Annotated in this window: 21 protein-coding genes; 13 read left to right on the forward strand and 8 right to left on the reverse strand. The window is 69.1% G+C overall.

Annotated features, from left to right (window positions below):
• Nucleotides 1-2 precede the first annotated feature (2 nt).
• Together ACFXHE_RS16145 and ACFXHE_RS16150 are read left to right on the forward strand one after the other, a co-directional pair.
• Nucleotides 3-587, forward strand: coding sequence for a DUF6817 domain-containing protein (locus tag ACFXHE_RS16145; protein ID WP_379383705.1), 585 nt, complete (start codon nucleotides 3-5; stop codon nucleotides 585-587).
• A gap of 51 nt (nucleotides 588-638) precedes the next feature.
• Entirely contained in the window at nucleotides 639-1,796 is a 1,158-nt protein-coding gene (locus tag ACFXHE_RS16150; protein ID WP_379383707.1) for a lipase family protein, read from the forward strand.
• Nucleotides 1,797-1,986: 190 nt separating this feature from the next.
• Here the strand turns inward: ACFXHE_RS16150 and ACFXHE_RS16155 are convergent, their stop codons facing one another.
• From ACFXHE_RS16155 to ACFXHE_RS16175, 5 genes are read right to left on the reverse strand one after another with little or no spacing between them, the layout of a single operon-like run.
• Nucleotides 1,987-2,991: a PHP domain-containing protein gene (locus ACFXHE_RS16155; RefSeq protein ID WP_379383709.1), complete on the reverse strand. Its 1,005-nt coding sequence runs from the start codon at nucleotides 2,989-2,991 to the stop codon at nucleotides 1,987-1,989.
• 41 nt (nucleotides 2,992-3,032) lie between these two features.
• Nucleotides 3,033-3,320 (reverse strand): hypothetical protein, encoded by a 288-nt coding sequence (locus ACFXHE_RS16160; protein WP_379383711.1) that lies wholly within the window; start codon nucleotides 3,318-3,320, stop codon nucleotides 3,033-3,035.
• Between the two features lie 42 nt (nucleotides 3,321-3,362).
• Complete coding sequence (locus tag ACFXHE_RS16165) at nucleotides 3,363-3,542, reverse strand: hypothetical protein (protein ID WP_379383713.1); 180 nt, start codon at nucleotides 3,540-3,542, stop codon at nucleotides 3,363-3,365.
• Nucleotides 3,539-4,474 carry an alpha/beta hydrolase gene (locus tag ACFXHE_RS16170; RefSeq protein WP_379383715.1) on the reverse strand — a complete coding sequence of 312 codons (936 nt, stop codon included), beginning with the start codon at nucleotides 4,472-4,474 and terminating at the stop codon, nucleotides 3,539-3,541. The genes ACFXHE_RS16165 and ACFXHE_RS16170 overlap by 4 nt, the downstream gene beginning before the upstream one ends.
• Nucleotides 4,474-5,886: a flavin-containing monooxygenase gene (locus ACFXHE_RS16175; protein WP_379383717.1), complete on the reverse strand. Its 1,413-nt coding sequence runs from the start codon at nucleotides 5,884-5,886 to the stop codon at nucleotides 4,474-4,476. The genes ACFXHE_RS16170 and ACFXHE_RS16175 overlap by 1 nt, the downstream gene beginning before the upstream one ends.
• 99 nt (nucleotides 5,887-5,985) lie before the next feature.
• Between ACFXHE_RS16175 and ACFXHE_RS16180 the strand changes: the two genes are divergently transcribed.
• The 3 genes from ACFXHE_RS16180 to ACFXHE_RS16190 all read left to right on the forward strand — a co-directional run bounded on the left by ACFXHE_RS16180 (nucleotide 5,986) and on the right by ACFXHE_RS16190 (nucleotide 7,583).
• Nucleotides 5,986-6,633, forward strand: coding sequence for a TetR/AcrR family transcriptional regulator (locus ACFXHE_RS16180; protein ID WP_379383718.1), 648 nt, complete (start codon nucleotides 5,986-5,988; stop codon nucleotides 6,631-6,633).
• A 71-nt stretch (nucleotides 6,634-6,704) separates the two neighbouring features.
• Nucleotides 6,705-7,184 carry a DUF1992 domain-containing protein gene (locus ACFXHE_RS16185; protein WP_379383720.1) on the forward strand — a complete coding sequence of 160 codons (480 nt, stop codon included), beginning with the start codon at nucleotides 6,705-6,707 and terminating at the stop codon, nucleotides 7,182-7,184.
• 27 nt (nucleotides 7,185-7,211) lie between these two features.
• Entirely contained in the window at nucleotides 7,212-7,583 is a 372-nt protein-coding gene (locus ACFXHE_RS16190) for an AAA family ATPase (RefSeq protein ID WP_379384174.1), read from the forward strand.
• On the opposite strand, the gene ACFXHE_RS16195 is transcribed toward ACFXHE_RS16190, so the two are convergent.
• Entirely contained in the window at nucleotides 7,519-7,998 is a 480-nt protein-coding gene (locus tag ACFXHE_RS16195) for a MarR family transcriptional regulator (protein WP_379383722.1), read from the reverse strand. The two genes, ACFXHE_RS16190 and ACFXHE_RS16195, sit on opposite strands and share 65 nt — an antisense overlap.
• Before the next feature lie 178 nt (nucleotides 7,999-8,176).
• Between ACFXHE_RS16195 and ACFXHE_RS16200 the strand changes: the two genes are divergently transcribed.
• Together ACFXHE_RS16200 and ACFXHE_RS16205 are read left to right on the forward strand one after the other, a co-directional pair.
• Nucleotides 8,177-9,019, forward strand: coding sequence for an NAD(P)H-binding protein (locus ACFXHE_RS16200; RefSeq protein WP_379383724.1), 843 nt, complete (start codon nucleotides 8,177-8,179; stop codon nucleotides 9,017-9,019).
• Nucleotides 9,020-9,031: 12 nt separating this feature from the next.
• Entirely contained in the window at nucleotides 9,032-9,664 is a 633-nt protein-coding gene (locus ACFXHE_RS16205; RefSeq protein ID WP_379383726.1) for a hemerythrin domain-containing protein, read from the forward strand.
• 6 nt (nucleotides 9,665-9,670) lie between these two features.
• Here the strand turns inward: ACFXHE_RS16205 and ACFXHE_RS16210 are convergent, their stop codons facing one another.
• On the reverse strand, nucleotides 9,671-10,858 hold the full coding sequence (locus ACFXHE_RS16210; RefSeq protein WP_379383728.1) for a cytochrome P450: 1,188 nt from the start codon (nucleotides 10,856-10,858) through the stop codon (nucleotides 9,671-9,673).
• Between the two features lie 566 nt (nucleotides 10,859-11,424).
• Between ACFXHE_RS16210 and ACFXHE_RS16215 the strand changes: the two genes are divergently transcribed.
• The 4 genes from ACFXHE_RS16215 to ACFXHE_RS16230 all read left to right on the forward strand — a co-directional run bounded on the left by ACFXHE_RS16215 (nucleotide 11,425) and on the right by ACFXHE_RS16230 (nucleotide 14,971).
• A complete protein-coding gene (locus ACFXHE_RS16215) occupies nucleotides 11,425-11,877 on the forward strand; it encodes a flavodoxin family protein (protein WP_354839343.1) in 453 nt (150 codons plus the stop codon).
• A 76-nt stretch (nucleotides 11,878-11,953) separates the two neighbouring features.
• A complete protein-coding gene (locus ACFXHE_RS16220; protein WP_354839345.1) occupies nucleotides 11,954-12,652 on the forward strand; it encodes a response regulator transcription factor in 699 nt (232 codons plus the stop codon).
• Nucleotides 12,616-13,938 carry a sensor histidine kinase gene (locus ACFXHE_RS16225; protein ID WP_379383731.1) on the forward strand — a complete coding sequence of 441 codons (1,323 nt, stop codon included), beginning with the start codon at nucleotides 12,616-12,618 and terminating at the stop codon, nucleotides 13,936-13,938. Before ACFXHE_RS16220 ends, ACFXHE_RS16225 begins: the two co-directional genes overlap by 37 nt.
• Nucleotides 13,925-14,971 (forward strand): hypothetical protein, encoded by a 1,047-nt coding sequence (locus ACFXHE_RS16230; RefSeq protein ID WP_379383733.1) that lies wholly within the window; start codon nucleotides 13,925-13,927, stop codon nucleotides 14,969-14,971. The genes ACFXHE_RS16225 and ACFXHE_RS16230 overlap by 14 nt, the downstream gene beginning before the upstream one ends.
• Before the next feature lie 4 nt (nucleotides 14,972-14,975).
• Here the strand turns inward: ACFXHE_RS16230 and ACFXHE_RS16235 are convergent, their stop codons facing one another.
• Nucleotides 14,976-15,425, reverse strand: coding sequence for a hypothetical protein (locus ACFXHE_RS16235; protein WP_379383735.1), 450 nt, complete (start codon nucleotides 15,423-15,425; stop codon nucleotides 14,976-14,978).
• Nucleotides 15,426-15,571: 146 nt separating this feature from the next.
• On the opposite strand from ACFXHE_RS16235, the gene dapA reads away from it, so the two are divergent.
• Nucleotides 15,572-16,480: a 4-hydroxy-tetrahydrodipicolinate synthase gene (gene dapA / locus ACFXHE_RS16240; protein WP_379383736.1), complete on the forward strand. Its 909-nt coding sequence runs from the start codon at nucleotides 15,572-15,574 to the stop codon at nucleotides 16,478-16,480.
• Nucleotides 16,477-18,462, forward strand: a complete 1,986-nt coding sequence (locus ACFXHE_RS16245) for a ribonuclease J (RefSeq protein ID WP_379383738.1) — start codon at nucleotides 16,477-16,479, stop codon at nucleotides 18,460-18,462. Before dapA ends, ACFXHE_RS16245 begins: the two co-directional genes overlap by 4 nt.
• The last annotated feature ends 21 nt before the right edge of the window (nucleotides 18,463-18,483 follow it).

Below are 18,483 nucleotides of genomic sequence, written 5' to 3' on the forward strand. Positions count from 1 at the left end.
AGGTGAACGAGCCGGAATCCCTCGCATCCCGCAGGAACCGCGTCGAGCGGTTCCTGCGGGATCGCGGCACGGAGACCATCGACCATCCCGGCGGGACGCTGCTCGCCCACCTGGGCCGGGTCGCCGACACGCTCACGGCGTGGGGACATGACGGCGACCTTCAGCTCGCCGGCCTGGCACACGCCGTGTACGGCACCGACGGATTCGGTGTCTCGCTCGTCGAATTGTCCGATCGCGCAACGGTTGTCGAGTTGGTCGGCGCTCGGGCCGAGGGGTGGATCTATCAGTACGCCGCCTGTGATCGCGGAACGGTCTATCCCCGTATCGACGCGGATCCGGTGCGGTTCCGGGACCGCTTCACCGGCGGCGAATTCGAGCCCTCCGAGCCCGATTTCCGGGCCTTTCTGGAGCTGACGGTCGCCAACGAGCTGGACGTGCTGGCGCAAAATGCCGAACTGGCAGCGAAATACAGCTCGGGGCTCTACGAGCTCTTCGCGCGCGTCCGCTCCCACCTCTCGCCGTCCGCCTGGTCCGCCTGCGAAGGTCAGCTGGCGCCCTTCTCTGGCCCGGGTGGTCGCGCCAGCTAGATTCTAGTTAATCGAGGCGGCTGTCATCGAACCCCGATCCGAAGGAGCGGCATGCGAGCAGCGATTGTCTTCCCGGTACTGGCTGCCCTGTTTCTGACCGCCTGCGGCGCCACCTCCGACACGACCGCACCGAAGGTGGAATCTGCTGGAACGCTGGTCTCACAGCGATCACTGGGCAATCTCGATCCCGCCCTGACGGCCGCGATGTCCTCGGCCACCTACATCCGCTACCAATCCACCTCCCGGACAGGGAAACCGATCGAGGTATCGGGCGCGGTCTTCCTCCCCACCGGCGACGCCCCCGCCGGCGGCTGGCCCGTCATCGCCTTCGCCCACGGCACCTCCGGAGTCGTCAGCGCCTGCGCCCCCACCAATTCGCCCAGCCTCTTCGGCTCCGCCGCCACGGTGGCCGGACTCCTGGCCGGGCACCGCGCCGTGGTGATGACCAACTATCAGGGCCTCGACAGCCCGGGCAATGCCCCGTACCTGGACTCCCGATCCTCCGGCTACGACGTCCTCGACTCGATCCGCGCCGCCCACTCCACCGGCCTCCCGCTGTCCTCCGACACCGTGCTCCTCGGCGTCTCGCAGGGCGGCCGCGCCGCCGAATCGGCCGCCGAAACCGCGAAATCCTATGCGCCGGACCTGAACCTCCACGGCGTCGTCCTCCTGTCGCCCGCCCTGGAACTCCAGCTCGTCGACACCGTCCGCACCGGCACCCTCAACGCCCCCGACCAATACCTGATCATCCCGTATCTCGTTGCCGCAGTTCGCGACACCACCCCCGACTACCGCTACGACCAGATCCTCCACGGCGATCTGCTCACCGCCGCACCGCATCTCGAATCCGCCTGCAGCGGCACCCTCACCCCCGCCGACATCGCCCTCGGCCAGGCCGCCACCCCCGCCGAGGCATCCTTCACCGACGACGCCGCAGCCCGCCCGTTCGCCGACTTCCAATCCCGAACGAACCTCCCCCGATCCGCCACCCCGCTGCCCATCTATATAGCCCGCGGCGACGCCGACAAACTGGTCGACACCACCTGGTCCACCGCCGCGATCTCCACAATGTGCACCCTGGGCACCCCGGTCCACGACCTCACCGTCCCCGGCGGCCACGACGCCCCCGCCACCGTCATACCCCAGTGGTCGTCCTGGATCGACGACCTGTTGGCGAACAAGCCCTTTCAGTCCACCTGCCCGCACTGACCCAGCGAGTTCGCCCCGGAACCAGCAGGCGGGCGACAGGAACAGGGAGCTCTCACCGCGGGGATTCGGCCGAATTCCCGCGCTCGGAGCGCCCCGATCTCGATCGTGAGGTGATGCGAGCCGGCGGATTCGATTGTCGGGGTGGGGGATCGGGGCGATACCGCTCGGTGACGGCCGATGTTCCTCGCAGTCAGGAACCGGCCCAGCTCAACAGCTTGTCGAGTGGCCAGGTGTTGATGATGAGGTCGGCGGGGACGCCGTTGTCGAGGGCGCGCTGGGCACCGTAGCCGAGGAAGTCGAGTTGGCCGGGGGCGTGGGCGTCGGTGTCGATGGAGAAGTGGCAGCCCAGGTCGAGGGCCAGGTTCAGGAGGCGGGTGGGTGGGTCGCGGCGTTCGGGGCGGGAGTTGATCTCGACGGCCACGCCGTGGTCGCGGCAGGCGGAAAAGACTTGTTCGGCATCGAATTTCGATTCCGGGCGGGTGCCGCGGTTGCCTTCGACGAGGCGGCCGGTGCAGTGGCCGAGGACCGTGGCCCGGCCGCCGGATACGGCGCGCACCATGCGGCGGGTCATGGCGGCGGCGTCCATCTTCAGCTTGGAATGGACGCTGGCGACCACGATGTCGAGGCGGTCGAGCAGTTCGGGTTCCTGGTCGAGTGCGCCGTCGTCGAGGATGTCGACCTCGATGCCGGTGAGAATGCGCATGGGCGGGAACCGGTCGCGGAGTTCGTCGATGACATCCAGTTGCTGCCGTAGCCGATCCGGTGAGAGCCCGTTGGCGACGGTCAGGCGGGGGGAGTGGTCGGTGAGTGCGCAGTATTCGTGCCCCAGCGCCTGCGCGGTGGCCATCATCTCCGTGATGGACGCCGATCCGTCCGACCAGTTCGAATGCACGTGCAGGTCGCCCTTCAATGCGGCCCGCAACTCGCCGCCCCCGAGATCCTTTGCGGCGGTACGCAATTGGATCAGCGTGTCCGGCTCCCGTCCGGCCCACGCCTGCGCGATCACCGCCGCCGTCTTCGGCCCGATCCCCGGCAGCGACTGCCAGTCGCCGGTCCGCCCCAGCCGTGCCCGTTCGGCATCGTCGAGCCCCTCCATGATGTCGGCGGCATTCCGATAGGCCATCACCCGCCGGGAATCCTCCCGGGCCCGGTCCTTGAAGAACGCGATCATCCGCAACGCGACGACAGGATCCATGCCCTTCAGTGTGCCCGCGGAACCCGGCGAAGTGGTCGCGGTTACGGGCGTGTGGTGCGGCGCAGCAGTACGGCTGAACCCGCCGCGACCACCAGACCTCCGGCGATGAGGAATCCGTCCGTCGAATCGCGCAGGGACCGTTGCTCGTTGAAGGTCCTGACCACCGGCCGGCCTTTGGCGGTGTCGTGACACTCCTGCCCAGGTTCGAGGGTGTGGCCGGAGCATTCCAGGGGCAGGAACAGCCGGACGATGCCGGCGATCAGCAGCGCCAGGCCGACGGTGATTCCGATGATGTGGGCGATTCTGAGTGAGCGCCGGGTGGGCCGCATGGCATTCCTCGAGCATGGACACTGCGTTCCGCAGCGCGTGGATCAGGCTTCCGGAAGCGTAGAGGGTGTGGTCGTCAGGCGCAGCCAGGTGCCGGACAGCCACCGCTCGTAACCGTCCGGATCCATACCGAGGGTGCGGACCATGAGGTTGTAGGTGTCGGCCTGGCCGAGCGGGCCGGCGGTGGCGATGATCCACGAGACTCGCTGACCACGGTCGATCACGCCCGAGGTTCTCCGTCGACGGGGACGTGACGGTGCAGGAAGCCGAGCTGATCGGCGACCACGCGATCGAAGGCCGCGCCGCGGTAGATGTCGAAATGCCCGTCGGCGTAGGTGCGGACCTCACCGCGCGGCGCCCGCGCCGCGAAGCGCAGCGTGGCCTTGGCCGGTGCGACGGAATCGGTTTCGCACACCGCGAAGAGGATCGGCACCTCGATGCGGTCGGTGAACCGGCCGGGCCGATCGGTCAGGATGTCGAAGACGACGCGGGCCGCGGCCTCATTGCGGAAGTCCGTACCCGGCGGAACCAGTGCGAGATAACCGGATTCGGCGTCGGGCGCGGTCATCAGGGCGGTGCCGTCCACAGGCCCGGCGGTCGTGATCATGTGCGGTGCGCGGCCGAACAGCGCACCGGCGACGTCACGGACACCGGCGAGGGTGGCCTTGACCGAGTTGACCGGCGGAATGGCCAGGGTGGAGGCGATCCCGTCGGTGAACGGGCACTGGGCGATGGCCGCGACCAGTCCGGCCGGGCGCCGGGCCGCGGTATAGATGGCGTGCCCGCCGCCGAAAGAGGTGCCCCAGGCCACGATTCGCGTGCCGTCGGCCTGCGGCAGCTGCCGGGCGAAGGCGATCGCGGCCGCCCAGTCGGCGCGCTGCCGGCGGGTCGACAGCAGATACCGTGGCATGCCCTCGCTGTCGCCGAAGTGGCGGTAGTCGAAGACCAGGCAGGCGTATCCGGCGGCGGTGAAACGTTCGGCGTAGGCGGCCAGGCCCATGGCGCGGATCGCGCCGAGCCCGTGCGCCATGACGATCACCGGCGGACGGCTCCCGGGCCGCTGTTCCGGCAGATAGAGGGTCGCTGCGCACTGGTTCCCGTCCTCGGACGGGAACCACACCTCGTGTTCGCTCGCGCCCGTGGTGTTCTCGCGCATCACGCCACCGCCTCGCCGTCGCGGGCGCGGCGGGCGGCGACGCTCGCGGTCGGGCGATCGACCCGGGAGAGCCCACCCGGGCGTTGCGCGCCACGGCGGCGTTCCAGCCGCAGATCGCGCATGTAGTCGTCGAAGTCGACCTGGATGGTGTGGCGCTTGGAGGTCACGTAGCGACGCTGGATGCCGCGCCGGTGTGCGGTGATCTCCCGCTCCATCTCGGCCGGTCCGGGCAGGTGATAGCGGCCCTGCAGGTGGTCGGCGATGAGGTGGGCCTGGCGTTCGGCGATCGGCATGATCGCACCCAGCGGCTGAACCAGCCCCACGAAGTACAGACCCGGCACCTCCGGATGGAAGACCCGGCGGTACAGGCGTATCCGATTGTCACCGGACGGGTCCAGGAAGCCGGGGTCGAAGAACGGGAAGCTGATCTTGTACCCGGTGCAGAAAACCACCAGATCCGCGGCAACCCGGCGGCCGTCGGCGAACACCACCTCGTCGCCGTCGAAGCGATCGATGGTCGGCATCGGCGTGATCGCCCCGTGCGCGAGCCGATCCAGGATCCGGCTGGACATGGTCGGATGCGCCTGAGCGAACTTGTGATTCGGCGCGGGCAGCCCGTAGCGGGTCATCGGCCCGGTCGCCGCGGCCATCAGCTTGCGGGCCAGCGGCCAGCGCAGGAACGACGGGAACCATTCGGCCGCTCCGATCCGGTCATAGGGGCGGCCCCACACGTACTTCGGGATCACGTGCACCCCGCTGCGAGCCGAAAGATAGTTCTCCGCAGCGTGATACGAGGCGTCGACGGCGATGTCCATCGCGGAGTTGCCCATGCCCAGCACCACGACCCGCTTGGCGGTCAGCTGCGCTTCCTCGGTGTAGGCGTGCGAATGCATGATCGTGCCGCGGAATTCGCCGGCGCCGGGGAACATCGGCTCGGGCAGGCGGGGATCCCAATGGTGGCCGTTGGCGACCAGCACCGCGTCGTAGCCGACGGTCTCGCCGTTCGACAGCGTCACGCGGAAGGTGCCGTCGGGCAGCGGCTGCACGTGGTCGACCCCGGTGCGGAACCGGATGCGGTCGCCGAACCCGAAATGCCGCACGTACGCATCGAAGTAGTCGGCGATCTGATCGTGGCGGGCGAAGTCGGGCAGGTGCGCGGGCATGGGGAAGTCGCTGAACTCCATGCGCTGACGCGAGGTGTTGATGTGCAGCGACCGATACGCCGCCGACACCCCGTTGCTGTTGCCCCACACCCAGTTGCCGCCGACCCGGTCGGACAGCTCGTAGCAGTGCACGTCGATGCCGCGTTCGGCCAGCACCTTCACCGCCGCGATACCCGCGGAGCCCGCGCCGATTACGCAGACCCGCGGCTCGTCGGTGCGAGTTCCCGGCTCGTTGGACTTGGTGGACATGATTCGGACTCCTTTATGACCAGCGGTCATATGACCGCCGGTCACTGTAGGATCGAAACCGTCGCACAGTCAATAGCCCGCGGGCAGAGGAGATCGGTGATGCCGACAGGAACCTGGGACCGGCTTCCCGCGCCGCGCCGGGCCGCCGTGGTGGCCGCCGCCGAGGCCGAATTCGCCGCCCGCGGGTTCAGTGGCGGCAGCCTCAACACCGTCTGCCGGGAGGCCGGCGTCTCCAAGGGCAGCCTGTTCCAGTACTTCGCCGACAAGGCCGACATGTACGTCTACCTGGCGGAACTGTCCAGCGAGCGGATCCGCTCGGCCATGGAGGCGACTGCGGACAAACTCGACTGGGAGAGTGACTTCTTCGGCTCCCTCGACGTCCTCCTCGAAGCCTGGATCCGCTACTTCTACGACCACCCGCTCGAGCGCGCGATGACCGCCGCCGCCAACCTCGAACCCGACCCCGTGGCCCGCACCGCCGTCCGGGAAGCCGTCAACCGCCATTACGTGGCAGTGCTGCAACCCCTCTTCGACGTGGCGACCGCGCAGGGCGCCCTCCGCCCCGGCACCGACACCCAGGCCCTGCTCTCCCTGCTGCTCCTCATGCTGCCCCACCTGGCCCTCGCCCCCCACGTCCCCGGCCTGGACCCGCTGCTCGGCCTCGCCGAGGGCGACGCCGACCACGCCGTCGCCACCGCCCACCGCTTGGTCGCCACCGTGTTCGACCCCTACCGCGCCGGCAACTGACCCGGCGCCGGAAGGGATCTCGCTATTGCGCGCTCGCCCGGCTGTTCCGCGGTGATCGGTAGGATCGGGTCATGACCGAGCGCAAACCGCCCGGGCTCTCCTTCGAATCGTGGATCGACAAACAGGTCCGCGAGGCAACGGAGCGGGGCGAATTCGACAACCTGAAGGGCGCGGGCCGGCCCATCCCGCCCGGCGCCGCCGACGAAGACTGGTGGCTCCGCAACTATCTGAAGCGCGAGGGCCTGGGCGGAGACGCCCTCCTCCCCGAATCGATCATCCTCCGCCGGGAACGCGAACGAATCCACGAAACCGTCCGGGACATGTTCTCCGAGAGGGATGTTCGCGCAACAGTGGCCTCCCTCAACGACCGCATAGTCCACTACCTCCGCATGCCAACCGGCCCCCACGTCCCGATCGGCCCCCTGAAGGTCGACGACGTCGTCGAAACCTGGCGCGCCGAACGCAAATCCGCCCGCCCACTCCGCACCCCAGCCCACTCTCCACCCGCCGCGACCGAACGGCCATGGTGGCGACGGCTTTTCAGAACCTGAGCCTTCGTGGACGGACTGCTGGTCCTGGTGAACGGCCTCCCGGGCGCAGGCAAGACCACCCTGGGCACCGCCCTTGCCCGATCCCTCGACGCCTGGTTCCTGTCCAAGGACGCCATCAAGGAAGCCTTGGCCTCATCCCTCGGAAACCATTCCACCCCACCAGAGCTCGGCAGCATCGCCATGGGCGCCATCTGGTCCCTGGTCAAGGCATCCCCGGCCGCCGTCGTCATCGGCTCCTGGTGGTTCAAACCCTGCGACCTGACGTTTGCCCGTGCCGGCATCGAACGCCGTTGCCGCCGTTGGGATTCCGCTCATGAGCGAAGGTGGGCGGCCGTTATTGGAGTTCGCGGCCGGAGTCGTGGCCTGCGATGGCGCTGCGGCGGAGGAATTCCGCGATGAGCTGGAGTTGTTCGGTGGTGTAGTCGGCGCAGATCTCGTCCAGTGAGCTGTTCATGCCCGACAGTAGGTGGTAGAGCTCGCCGAGGCGGTCGGGGAGGGTGCGGACCACGACCGAGCGCCGGTCGGTGGCGGCGCGTTCGCGGACGATCCAGCCGCCGCGCTCCAGCCGGTCGAGGATGCCGGTGAGGGTGGCGGGGTGCAGTCCTGCGGCGCGGGCCAGGGCGGTGGGGCTGATGGGGCCCTGGCTGTTGATCACGTCGAGGCAGTCGACGTCGACGTCGCGCAGTTCCAGGTGCACCCCGACCTGACGGTTGAGCATGGCCAGGTTGCTGCGCAGCCCGCGCATCGCGCCCTTGATGTCGCCTGCAGCGCGCCGCCGCAGTCGGGCTTCTTCGCGATCCGCCGCCGTACTCACCACGCCTCCCATCGGCTCGTATGAGCTTCGTACTTTACGTCACCCGTAGTTGGCGCTGGATGGGCCTCGACCTGCGATTGTGCCGACAAGTGAGTGATCCAGCTCACCTTGTAGTACGAAACTCATAGCATCTACCATTTGAATTATATGAAATCCGTACAAAAGATCGGAGTTCACGATGATCGTCATCACCGGTGCGACGGGAGTCGTCGGCCGCGAAACCATCCAGCTCCTACTGGAATCCGGCCGGCAGGTGACCGCCGTCAGCCGGAACCCGCAGCGGGCGGCGCTGCCCGCAGGTGTGCCTGTGGTCGGCGGGGATCCCTCGGACCCGCGCTCGCTGGGTCGGGTGTGGGACGGCGCGGAAGCGGTGCTGATCAGCCCGCGTGCGGTCGGAGCGGCGGCCGGTGACCTGCTGACCGCGGCCGCTGCGGCGGGCGTGCGCCGCGCCGTGGTCATCTCCGCGCTGACGGTGCAGTACCCGGCGGGAGAACCGCGCTTCGCCGACGGATTCCGGGCCGCCGAACAGGCCGCGCGGGACTCCGGCCTGGAGTGGACGGCCTTGCGCTGCGCGGACTTCGACGCCAATACGCTGGCCTGGGCCCCGCAGATTCGCGCGACCGGAACCGTCCGCGGTGCGTACGCCGCTGCGGCCACCTCACCGATCCATCAGCGCGATATCGCCGCCGTCGCGGTTCGCGCGCTCACCGAATCCGGCCATGGCGGACGGTCTTACGTCCTCACCGGCCCGGAGTCACTCGACCAACGCGACAAGGTGCGCATCCTGGGCAAGGCCCTCGGCACCGATCTGTCGTTCGCCGAAGTCGCGCCGGACCAGGTGCGGGCCGCGCTGCTGGCCCAGGGCCTGCCCGACGAGGTTCCGGACCGGCTGCTCGGCTCGCTCGCCGACTATGCCCGCACCCCCGGCCCCACCACCGGCATCGTCGCCGAATTGCTGGGCCGGCCCGCGCTCACCTTCGCGCAGTGGGCCGACGAGAACACCTCCGCATTCCAGAACTGAAGGGATCCACCGATGTCCGTCGACTCCCCGTCGAATTCCGAACTCATCGACTTCACGCCGATGTATGCCACCCACAATGCTTTTCGCCGCGATCTGGGGCGTTTGCGCGAGGCCGCCGACGCCGGTCGGATGGACGCTCCCGGCGTGCGGGCCGGCTGGGCTAACTTCAAACGCCAACTCGACGTGCACCATTCGGTCGAGGACGCGGTGCTGTGGCCCGCGCTGCTTCGCGCGGTGACCAGCCGTCCCGTCGAGCTCGCGCTCATCGCCGATATGGAGGCCGAGCACGCGCACCTGGATCCGCTGCTGGCGAGCGTGGACGAGGCCATCGCGCGCCAAGACCCGAATCTCGGTACACGCGTCCGGGAGCTGACCGAAGGCCTAGGTAATCACATGCGGCACGAGGAGATTGCGGCGCTGCCACTCATCCAGCAGGAACTGACGGCCGCGGACTGGACGGCCTTCCGCTCCGCGATGGCCCGGCGTCAGGGCCCCTCCGGCGCGGCCGTCTACATCCCGTGGATCCTCGACGGCGTCACCCCCGAGGAGCGCCGCGCGTTCCTGGCCGCCATGCCCGCCCCGGTCGGCGTCCTGAATCGCGTGGCGTTCCAACCCCTTTACCGTCGCAGCCGCCTGTGGCGATAGGGGTGCTCACCGGGTCGGGACGGCCAGCGGTAGGGCGGGCGGGAAGATCACCGGGACCGCGGCGGGTGCGCGATGGAATGCGCTCGGCCGCCATTCGAGTTGGTCTGCGGGCATGGCCAATTCGATCTCGGGTAGCGCGTCCAGCAGTTGGTCCAGTGCCTCCTGCACGATGACCAGTGTCACGGATTGCGCTGGGCACGACCGTGATCCAGCGCCCCACGCCAGATGCGAGCGGTTGCCGATGCGGTCGCCCGCCACCGCAGGATCGGAATTGCATCCGGTCGAGCTGATGATGACCGGGTGGTCGGCCGGCAGCCACACATTCTCGACCAGCTGCGGCTGACGGGGATAGCGGGCGCACGAGTTGGCCAGCGGGGGGTTGACGAACAGCACCTCGTCGATCGCGTCCCGCACGGTCAACGCACCGGCGAGCAGATCATCGTGGAACTGCTTGTCCGTCAACATCAACAGCACCGTGTTGACGATCAGATTCCAGGTGGGCTCGCTGCCGCGGGCATAGAGGACCGCGAGCTGCGCCACGATCTCGGCGTCGTCGAGCCCGGCCGGGTGCGAGATGAGCTGCGAGATCACGTCTGTGCCGGGTTCGCGCCGCTTGGCCGAGACCGCCTCCAGCAGGTCTCCGGTCAGGCGTTGGTTGTACCGGTCCGAGGTTTCCTCGTCGGGGGCGTCGCGCAGGACGGCCATCGCGTCGAACACCCGCTCGCCGACCTCCGGGGACAGGCCGAGCAGATTGTTGACCACCCGGACGGTCAGCGGCACCGCGAACTGGTCGAGCAGGTCGGCCTTTCCCGCACTGCAGAATTCGTTGATCAGCGGCACCGCGGCGGCCTCGACCTCACGCCGCAAGGTGAAGAGATCGACGGCGCGCAGCGTCTCGAGATACGCGGGCCGATAGCGCGTGCGGTGCTCCTCCTCCGCGCCGGAACCGATCGTCCCCCACTCCATGATCGGCAGGACGGGACAGTTCTCGGGGAGGCTCGACTCCCACGCTCTCGGATCGGCGGGAAAACGGTCCGGATCACTCAAAATACGCAGTGCCGCACGGTATCCGATCACCAGCGTCGCCGAAACTCCCGCCGCCACTTCGACCGGGGCGAGGTGGCCGTGCTCGCGCCGCATCCGGTCGTACGCGGTGCGGGGGTCGGCGGTGAATTCGGGCGAATACAGCTTCATGCGGCCTCGAACACGTCAGTTACCAAGGTGTAGCTCCCATGGACGGATGGTGCGACCAGTTCCACAACCCTCGGTGCAACGATCACACAGGATCGAGAACGGTCGGTATTGCTGCTGGAATGCTGGTGACGCGTATCCACTTGCCGGGCAATCGGATACTTCGATGCCGTCTTCAGTTCGCCAGCAGTACTCCAGTTTCGAGTCAATGATCAGCGTTCACTCCCCGGACACGTCTATCCGCGAGATATGTTTCGCTGGAACGTGTTTCGGTGATGCGGGAATCTTACCGCAAACCTCGATGAAGTCGCAGCGAACTCTGAGGTGGAGGGTTGCGTCCGCCATCGCCCCCGGTCACGGCCGCTGCCGTGGCCAATTGCCGAGGCGCAGGAACATTGGGTCCGACACTGGTTCGGCCGCAACGGCTTAGGCGTTCAGACCGATGTTGCAGCACGTTCACCACTGTGTGAACTACAAACTCCCGCGGCCTCGACAGACGCGCGGATCGTGGCCGTCGCCAGACGACCGAGGGGCCGGGCTGGGCGGCAAAGGAGGGTTAGGCTCGGGACGTGCCGACTCTGTTGATCATTCATCACACGCCGTCGCCGTTCATGCAGGAGATGTTCGAGGCGGTGGTGGCGGGCGCCACGGATCCCGAGATCGAAGGGGTCGACGTCGTCCGGCGGGCCGCCCTGGGCGTGACGGCGAGTGATGTGCTCGCGGCGGACGGGTACCTGCTGGGGACGCCCGCGAATCTCGGCTATATGAGCGGAGCGCTCAAGCACGCATTCGACACCTTCTATTACCCGTGCCTGGATTCGACCCGGGGCCGGCCCTACGGGCTGTACATCCACGGGAATCAAGGGACCGAGGGGGCCGAGCGGAGTGTCGAGAGCGCGACGACCGGACTCGGCTGGGAGAAAGCGGCCGCGCCGGTGATCGTGTTGGGGAAGCCGGAGAAGGCGGAGATCGAGCGCTGCTGGGAATTGGGGGCCACCATCGCCGCACAGCTGATGGGCTGAGCCCCCGATTTCTGGTGGCTGACACATCCGGCGGCTCGCCCGTCATACTCGAGGGGGCGTTCTCCGGGAACGCCACTTGGGAGTGTGGGAAGAGGTGACGGCCGCCGTGGAGGCGCAAGAGTCGGGGATACGCCGCATCGGGCTGGTCGAGGACCATGAGTCGGTGGCAATCGGGTTGTCGGCCATGCTGGCCCCGGAAGCCGATCTGGAGTTGGTGATCACGGCGGGGACCGTGGCGGAATTGCTGTCGGCGGGGCCGCGATTGGATCTGGTGGTGCTGGATCTGCGGCTCGCGGACGGGTCCTCGCCCGATGACAATGTGCGGGCGCTGCGGGCGCGGGGGATCGAGGTGCTGGTGTTCACCGGGGCGGACAATCCGTTCCTGGTGCGGTCGGCCGCCCGGGCGGGCGTGCTGGGTGTGGTGCGCAAGTCCGAGGACATGCCGACGGTGGTCGCGGCGGTACGCCGGGCCGCGCACGGCGAACAGGTGGTGACCACCGACTGGGCCGCCGCCATCGACGGCGACCCGCAGCTGTCCGATGTCGGGTTGAGCCCGCGCCAGCAGCAGGTGCTGCAGCTGTACGCGTCGGGGGAGAAGGCCTCGCGGGTCGCCCGCATGACCGGCCTGTCCGAGCAGACCGTCAACGACTATCTGGGCCGCATCCGGCAGAAGTACGCCGACGCCGGCCGCCCGGCCCCCACCAAGACCGATCTGTACAAGCGGGCCGTCGAGGACGGGTGGCTGCCCGTTCCCGAGCGGAATCCGCGGACATGACGGCCTCGGGCACCCTGGAATCCCCGGCCGCACCCCGGCCGATGCCGTCCCTCGCGGCATTCACCCAGCGCCTGCGCGCCCGCCTCAGCATGCGGGAGGACCCGGCCACCGCCGCCTACGACCGCATCATGCGGCGGCTGGGCATCTCCATCGGCATCGCCGGCATCATCGTCGGCGGCGTCGAACTGCCGGAGGTGGCCGAACAGGGCCGCTACGCGCCGGACTGGTGGACGGTGACAGCGGTGGTGCTGGCCTTCGGCTGGTATCCGATCATCGCCGTGGTGTCGGCGGTATCGGGTCCGCGGGCCATCCGCTTCGTCTGCGGCTGTGCGGCACTGAGTTTCCTGGGCGCCCTGGCCTCCATCCCGTTCGGGCTGGAAATTCACACTGTGGACGCCACCACGGTGTGGCCGTACCGGGTGACCGCGCTGGCGGTCACCGCGGCGGTGCTGGCCTGGTCCAGCCGCGTGACCGTGATCTACCTGCTGACCGCCGCGACCTCGGCGGCGCTGGCCACCGTGTACACGCTCAGCTCGGTAACCCCGCAGCATGTGACGGAGAACTTCCTGCGCTCAGCGGGTTTGGCGGCCCTGTTCGTCTGGTGCGGCACCGCCGCCACCGGCGCCGCGGCCCGGGTCGACCGCGAATCCGCCATCACCAGCCGCCGCGCCGCCGCCCAGGCCGCCGCCCAGTCCCGCGACCGGGAGCGCGCCCGCTTCGCCGCCCTCATCCACGACGCCGTGCTCTCCACCCTGCTCGAGGCGTCCCGGGCCGGCACCAAATCCGATGTACTGCAACGTCAGGCCGAACGCACCCTGGAGCAGCTCGACGAATGCCGCGGCGCCCAGCGCGATCCCGACCTGCTCGACGCCCGCTCCGCGGTGCTGTTCCTGCGGGCCGCGGTGCAGGAGATAAACCCGAGCATCCGCTTCGCCACCCGCACCTGGCCCGGCTACGACGACCTGCGCATGCCCGTGCACTCGGCCAGCACCATTGCCGCCGCGCTCACCGAGGCGGTGCGAAACAGCCTGCGCCACGCCGCCGTTCCGGGCCGGGAGGTGCGCCGCACCGTCACCGCCACGGTCAGTGCGGGCAGCATTCGCATCGTCTTCAGCGATGACGGCGCGGGTTTCGACCTGGCCGCCGTCTCCGCCGACCGCCTCGGCATCTCCATGAGCATCCTGGGCCGCATGCGCCAGCTGGCCGGCGGCTCGGCGTTCGTGGAATCCCAGCCGGGCGAGGGCACCACCGTGACACTGGTATGGGGTGGCGATGGCTCACGCTGACAGCTCCGGTATCGACCTGGAACCCCGGTTCGGGCTGCGCGATCTGCTCGGGTTGCGCGGCAGCACCGCCTGGCTGTTCCTGCTCATCCTCGAGGCCGTCATCGCGCTGTACATGATGCGCAATTTCGGCCAGTCACCGCCGTGGGCGGCCTTCGCGAGTTTGGTGCTCATGCTCAGCGCGGGCGCGCTGGTCACCGCGATTCCGGTGGACCCGCTGCCGATTCCGGTCGCGTTGTACGCGGCCGCCGCACCGCCGGTCGCCACCGCCCTGACGGTCATGACCCCCACCCACGACCTGCCGAACGAGTCGGTGTGGTCGGCCTTCGCCTCGTCCTATGTCCTCGCGGTCCTGGTGCTGCGCGGGCGGATTCGCACCGCGTGGCTCGGCGTCATTGCCGTCGCGACGGTGCTGGTTGCCCTCGGCCTGGGCTCGCATCTGCAACCCGGCACCCTGGTCGGCTCGCTCGTCCCGGTCGGCACCGTCACCGCCATCTCGGTGTTCACCGCGGTCATGCGCCCCATGCAGCAGTCACTGCGCATCCTGCGCGAGGACGCCATGATGCGGGCCGCGGCCGAGGCCACCATGGCCGCCGCGGACAGTGAGCGCACGCGTCAGCTCGCCCGCCTGGACCGGGTGGCCCGGCCGATCCTGGAACGCATCGCCGACGGCGCGGAGCTGACCGCCGCCGAACGTGAGGAATGCCGGCTGCTGGAAGCCGAACTCCGCGACGGCCTGCGCGCACCGCAGCTGGTCACCGACGAGCTCAGCGGCGCGGCCCGAGGTGCGCGGGCGCGCGGCGTGGAGGTCGTGCTCCTCGACGACGGCGGTTTCGCGGGCGTCCCCGAATGGGTGCGCAAGCGCGTGATCGATGCCGCCACAAGGGAACTCGACGCCATCAACGCCGGCCGCATCACGGTCCGGGTGCTGCCGCTGGGCCGTCACGTACTGGCCACGGTGCTGGCGACGGCCCCCGAGGAGGATCGCCGCACCGAGATCGACACCGACGGCAAGGTCACGACCATCACCGATTGATCGGTCACGGGGCGTCGCAGCGGCCCGGACCACCCCGCTTCATCTGGTCGCGCAGCGCGGACTGAACGGTGGTCGACAGCCACGAGTTCAGCGACTGCCCGCTCTGTGCGGCCGCCTCCTCGGCACGGGCCTTGATCTGTTCCACCAGCCGCAGTGTCACCCGGCTGATGTCACCGGTGACCTCGTCGAAGGTGGGGTGTTCCTCCTCGCCCGCGGTCTTGCGCACGTCGATGTGGGCGTCGGTCCCGTCGACCGACACGTGCACCGTGCGGTCGGGGAGAGTCGTGCTCACCTCGGCGGCCAGTTCCGAGAGCGCGGCCAGCAGGACCAGCCGGGCGGAGTTCTCGGTGGCGGCGGCCAGGGCGGCGGCCGTAGCCTGGGTTTTCTCATCGCCGAGTGCCGCGGCGGCAATCAGGTTCTCGCGCAGCTGGGCGGTGTATTTGTTGAGATCCATGACACCAGTGTGACGCCGTCACTGACGTCATTCAAGGAAACTTCTGACGCCAGAAGCGGTCGCTTGACGCGAATCACCATCGCGCCGGGCACGGTTCGGGTATAACGATGCAAATCCCGTTCCGGCGAGGCTGTAGCCTTCTGACTATGACGAACGGTGAATCGACGCGAACCGAGCTGCACGCGTCCGGCACAGTAGGTGTCGCGATGGTGACCCCCTTTACCGCCGAAGGCAAGCTCGACGTCGATGCCGGTGTCGCGCTGGCCGCCCGCCTGATCGACCGTGGCGTCGATCTGCTCGCCATCTCCGGCACCACCGGGGAATCGCCGACCACCACCGAGTCCGAGAAGTTCGATCTGCTGCGCGCCGTCGTGGACGCCGTGGGCGACCGTGCCACCGTCATCGCGGGCGCCGGCACCTACGACACCGCGCACAGCATCGAACTGTCCCGCAACGCGCAGCGCGCGGGCGCGCAGGGCCTGCTGGTCGTCACCCCGTACTACTCGCGTCCCAGCCAGGACGGCCTGTTCGCTCACTTCACCGCCGTCGCGGACGCGACCGACCTGCCGGTCACCCTCTACGACATTCCGCCGCGCTCAGTGGTTCCCATTGCCACCGACACCATTCGCCGGCTCGCCGAGCACCCGCGCATCGTCGCGGTCAAGGACGCCAAGGGCGACCTGGGCGCCGGCGCCGAGCTGATCGCGGAGACCGGGCTCTCCTTCTACTCCGGCGACGATGTGCTCAACCTGCCGTGGCTGTCGGTCGGCGCGACCGGATTCATCAGCGTCATCGGCCATCTCGTGCCGGACCGCCTGCGCGCGTTGATCGACGCCTACCGGGCCGGCGACGTGCAGCGGGCCCGAGAGATCAATGTGAGCATGGCCCCGCTGAACCGGGCGATGGCCCGCCTCGGCGGCGTCGCCATGACCAAGGGTTCGCTGCGCCTGCTCGGCGTCGAGACCGGGGAACCACGGCTGCCGCAACTCATGCCGTCCCAGGATCAACTCGACGAACTCGCGGTGGACCTGCGCGCGGCCGGGGTGCTTGCATGACCGGCCCCGCTCGTCGCCCCCGCCGTACCGCCAGCCGCGCCGCCGGTGCGCCCGCCCCGGCGGCGGAGACTCCCGTGCAGCCCGCGCCGGCTCCGGCCCAGGCCGAACCCGCCGCCCAGGCGAGCGCCGCTGCCGCGCCGCAGGAATCGGTGAAAGCCGCCGCCCCGCGCACGGAATCGGCTGCGGCCGAACCGGCTCGGGAGCGTGGCGGCCGTGGTAGCCGCGGCGGTGACCGCACCCGCCGCGGCGGCAGCCGGTCCCGGCAGGGCGGCCGCGATCGCGAGCCGGCCCCGGCCCCGCGCGACCCGCACGCGATGGGCACCCCGCCCAAGGCGCCCAAGGGCGGCCTGCGGGTGTTCGCGCTCGGCGGCATCGGTGAAATCGGCCGCAACATGACCGTTTTCGAGTACGACGGCAAGCTGCTGATTGTCGACTGCGGTGTGCTGTTCCCGGAGGATCAGCAGCCCGGCGTCGACCTGATCCTGCCCGACTTCGGTCCGATCGAGAACCGCATGGACGATATCGCCGCGGTCATCCTCACCCACGGTCACGAGGATCACATCGGCGCGGTGCCGTTCCTGCTGCGCCTGCGGCGCGATATTCCGGTCATCGGCGCGAAGTTCACCCTCGCGTTGGTGGCGGCCAAGTGCCGCGAACATCGGTTGCAGCCCAACCTCATCGAGGTCACCGAGGGCGAGCGCACCCAGCACGGCGCGTTCGACTGCGAGTACTTCGCGGTCAACCACTCGATCCCGGACGCCATCGCGGTGGCCATCCGCACGCCCGCGGGCATCGTGCTGCACACCGGCGACATCAAGCTGGATCAGCTGCCGCTCGACGGCCGCCTCACCGACCTGGCCGGTTTCTCCCGCCTCGGCGACGAGGGCGTCGACCTGTTCCTGGTCGACTCCACCAATGCCGAGGTGCCAGGCTTCGTCACGCCCGAGCGCGAGATCGGCCCGGTGCTCGACAATGTGATCGGCAAGGCCAAGGGCCGGGTCATCGTGGCCTCCTTCGCTTCTCACGTGCACCGCATCCAGCAGGTGGTGGATGTGGCGCAGCGCTACGACCGCCGGGTGTGCTTCGTGGGCCGGTCCATGGTCCGCAATATGCAGATCGCGCAGGACCTCGGCTACCTGGACATCCCGGACGGCCTGGTGGTCGACCTGGATCAGGCGGCCAATCTGCCGGTGCACAAGCTGGTGCTGATCTCCACCGGCTCGCAGGGCGAGCCGCTGTCGGCGCTGTCGCGCATGGCGCGCGGCGACCACCGCCAGATCAATATCCGCCCGGACGATCTGGTGGTGCTGGCCTCCTCGCTGATCCCCGGCAACGAGAACGCGGTCTTCGCGGTCGTGAACGGCCTGGCTCGCCTGGGCGCCACGGTCGTCACCCAGCAGAACGCGAAAGTCCATGTCTCCGGCCACGCTTCGGCGGGCGAGCTGCTCTACCTCTACAACGCGGTCCGACCCACCAACGCCATGCCCGTGCACGGCGAGTGGCGGCACCTGCGCGCCAATGGCGCGCTCGCGGTGGCCACCGGTGTCCCCGAGGAGCGGGTCATCCTGGCCGAGAACGGCGTGGTGGTGGACCTGGTGGACGGCATCGCCACCATCTCCGGCCGCGTCCCGGTCGGCCAGGTCTACGTGGACGGCCTCTCGGTCGGCGACGTCGGCGAGTCCACCCTCTCCGACCGCCTGGTCCTGGGCGAGGGCGGCTTCGTCTCCATCAATGTCGCCGTCGACTCGGCCACCGGAAAGGCCGTCAGCACACCGGAGGTCAGCGGCCGCGGCTTCTCCGACGACCCCGAGGCCCTCGCCGGCGCTCAGGAGCTCGTCGAGAACGAACTGCACCGCCTGGCGGTCGAGGGTGTCACCGACACCCACCGCATCGCCCAGTCCGTCCGCCGCGTGGTGGGCCGCTGGGTGGCCGAGACCTACCGCCGCCGCCCCATGATCGTCCCCACGGTCATCGGCGTCTGACCCGGGGTACGGCCGAAAACC

The sequence above is a fragment of the Nocardia sp. NPDC059229 genome, from assembly GCF_042754165.1.
Taxonomy (GTDB): Bacteria; Actinomycetota; Actinomycetes; order Mycobacteriales; family Mycobacteriaceae; genus Nocardia.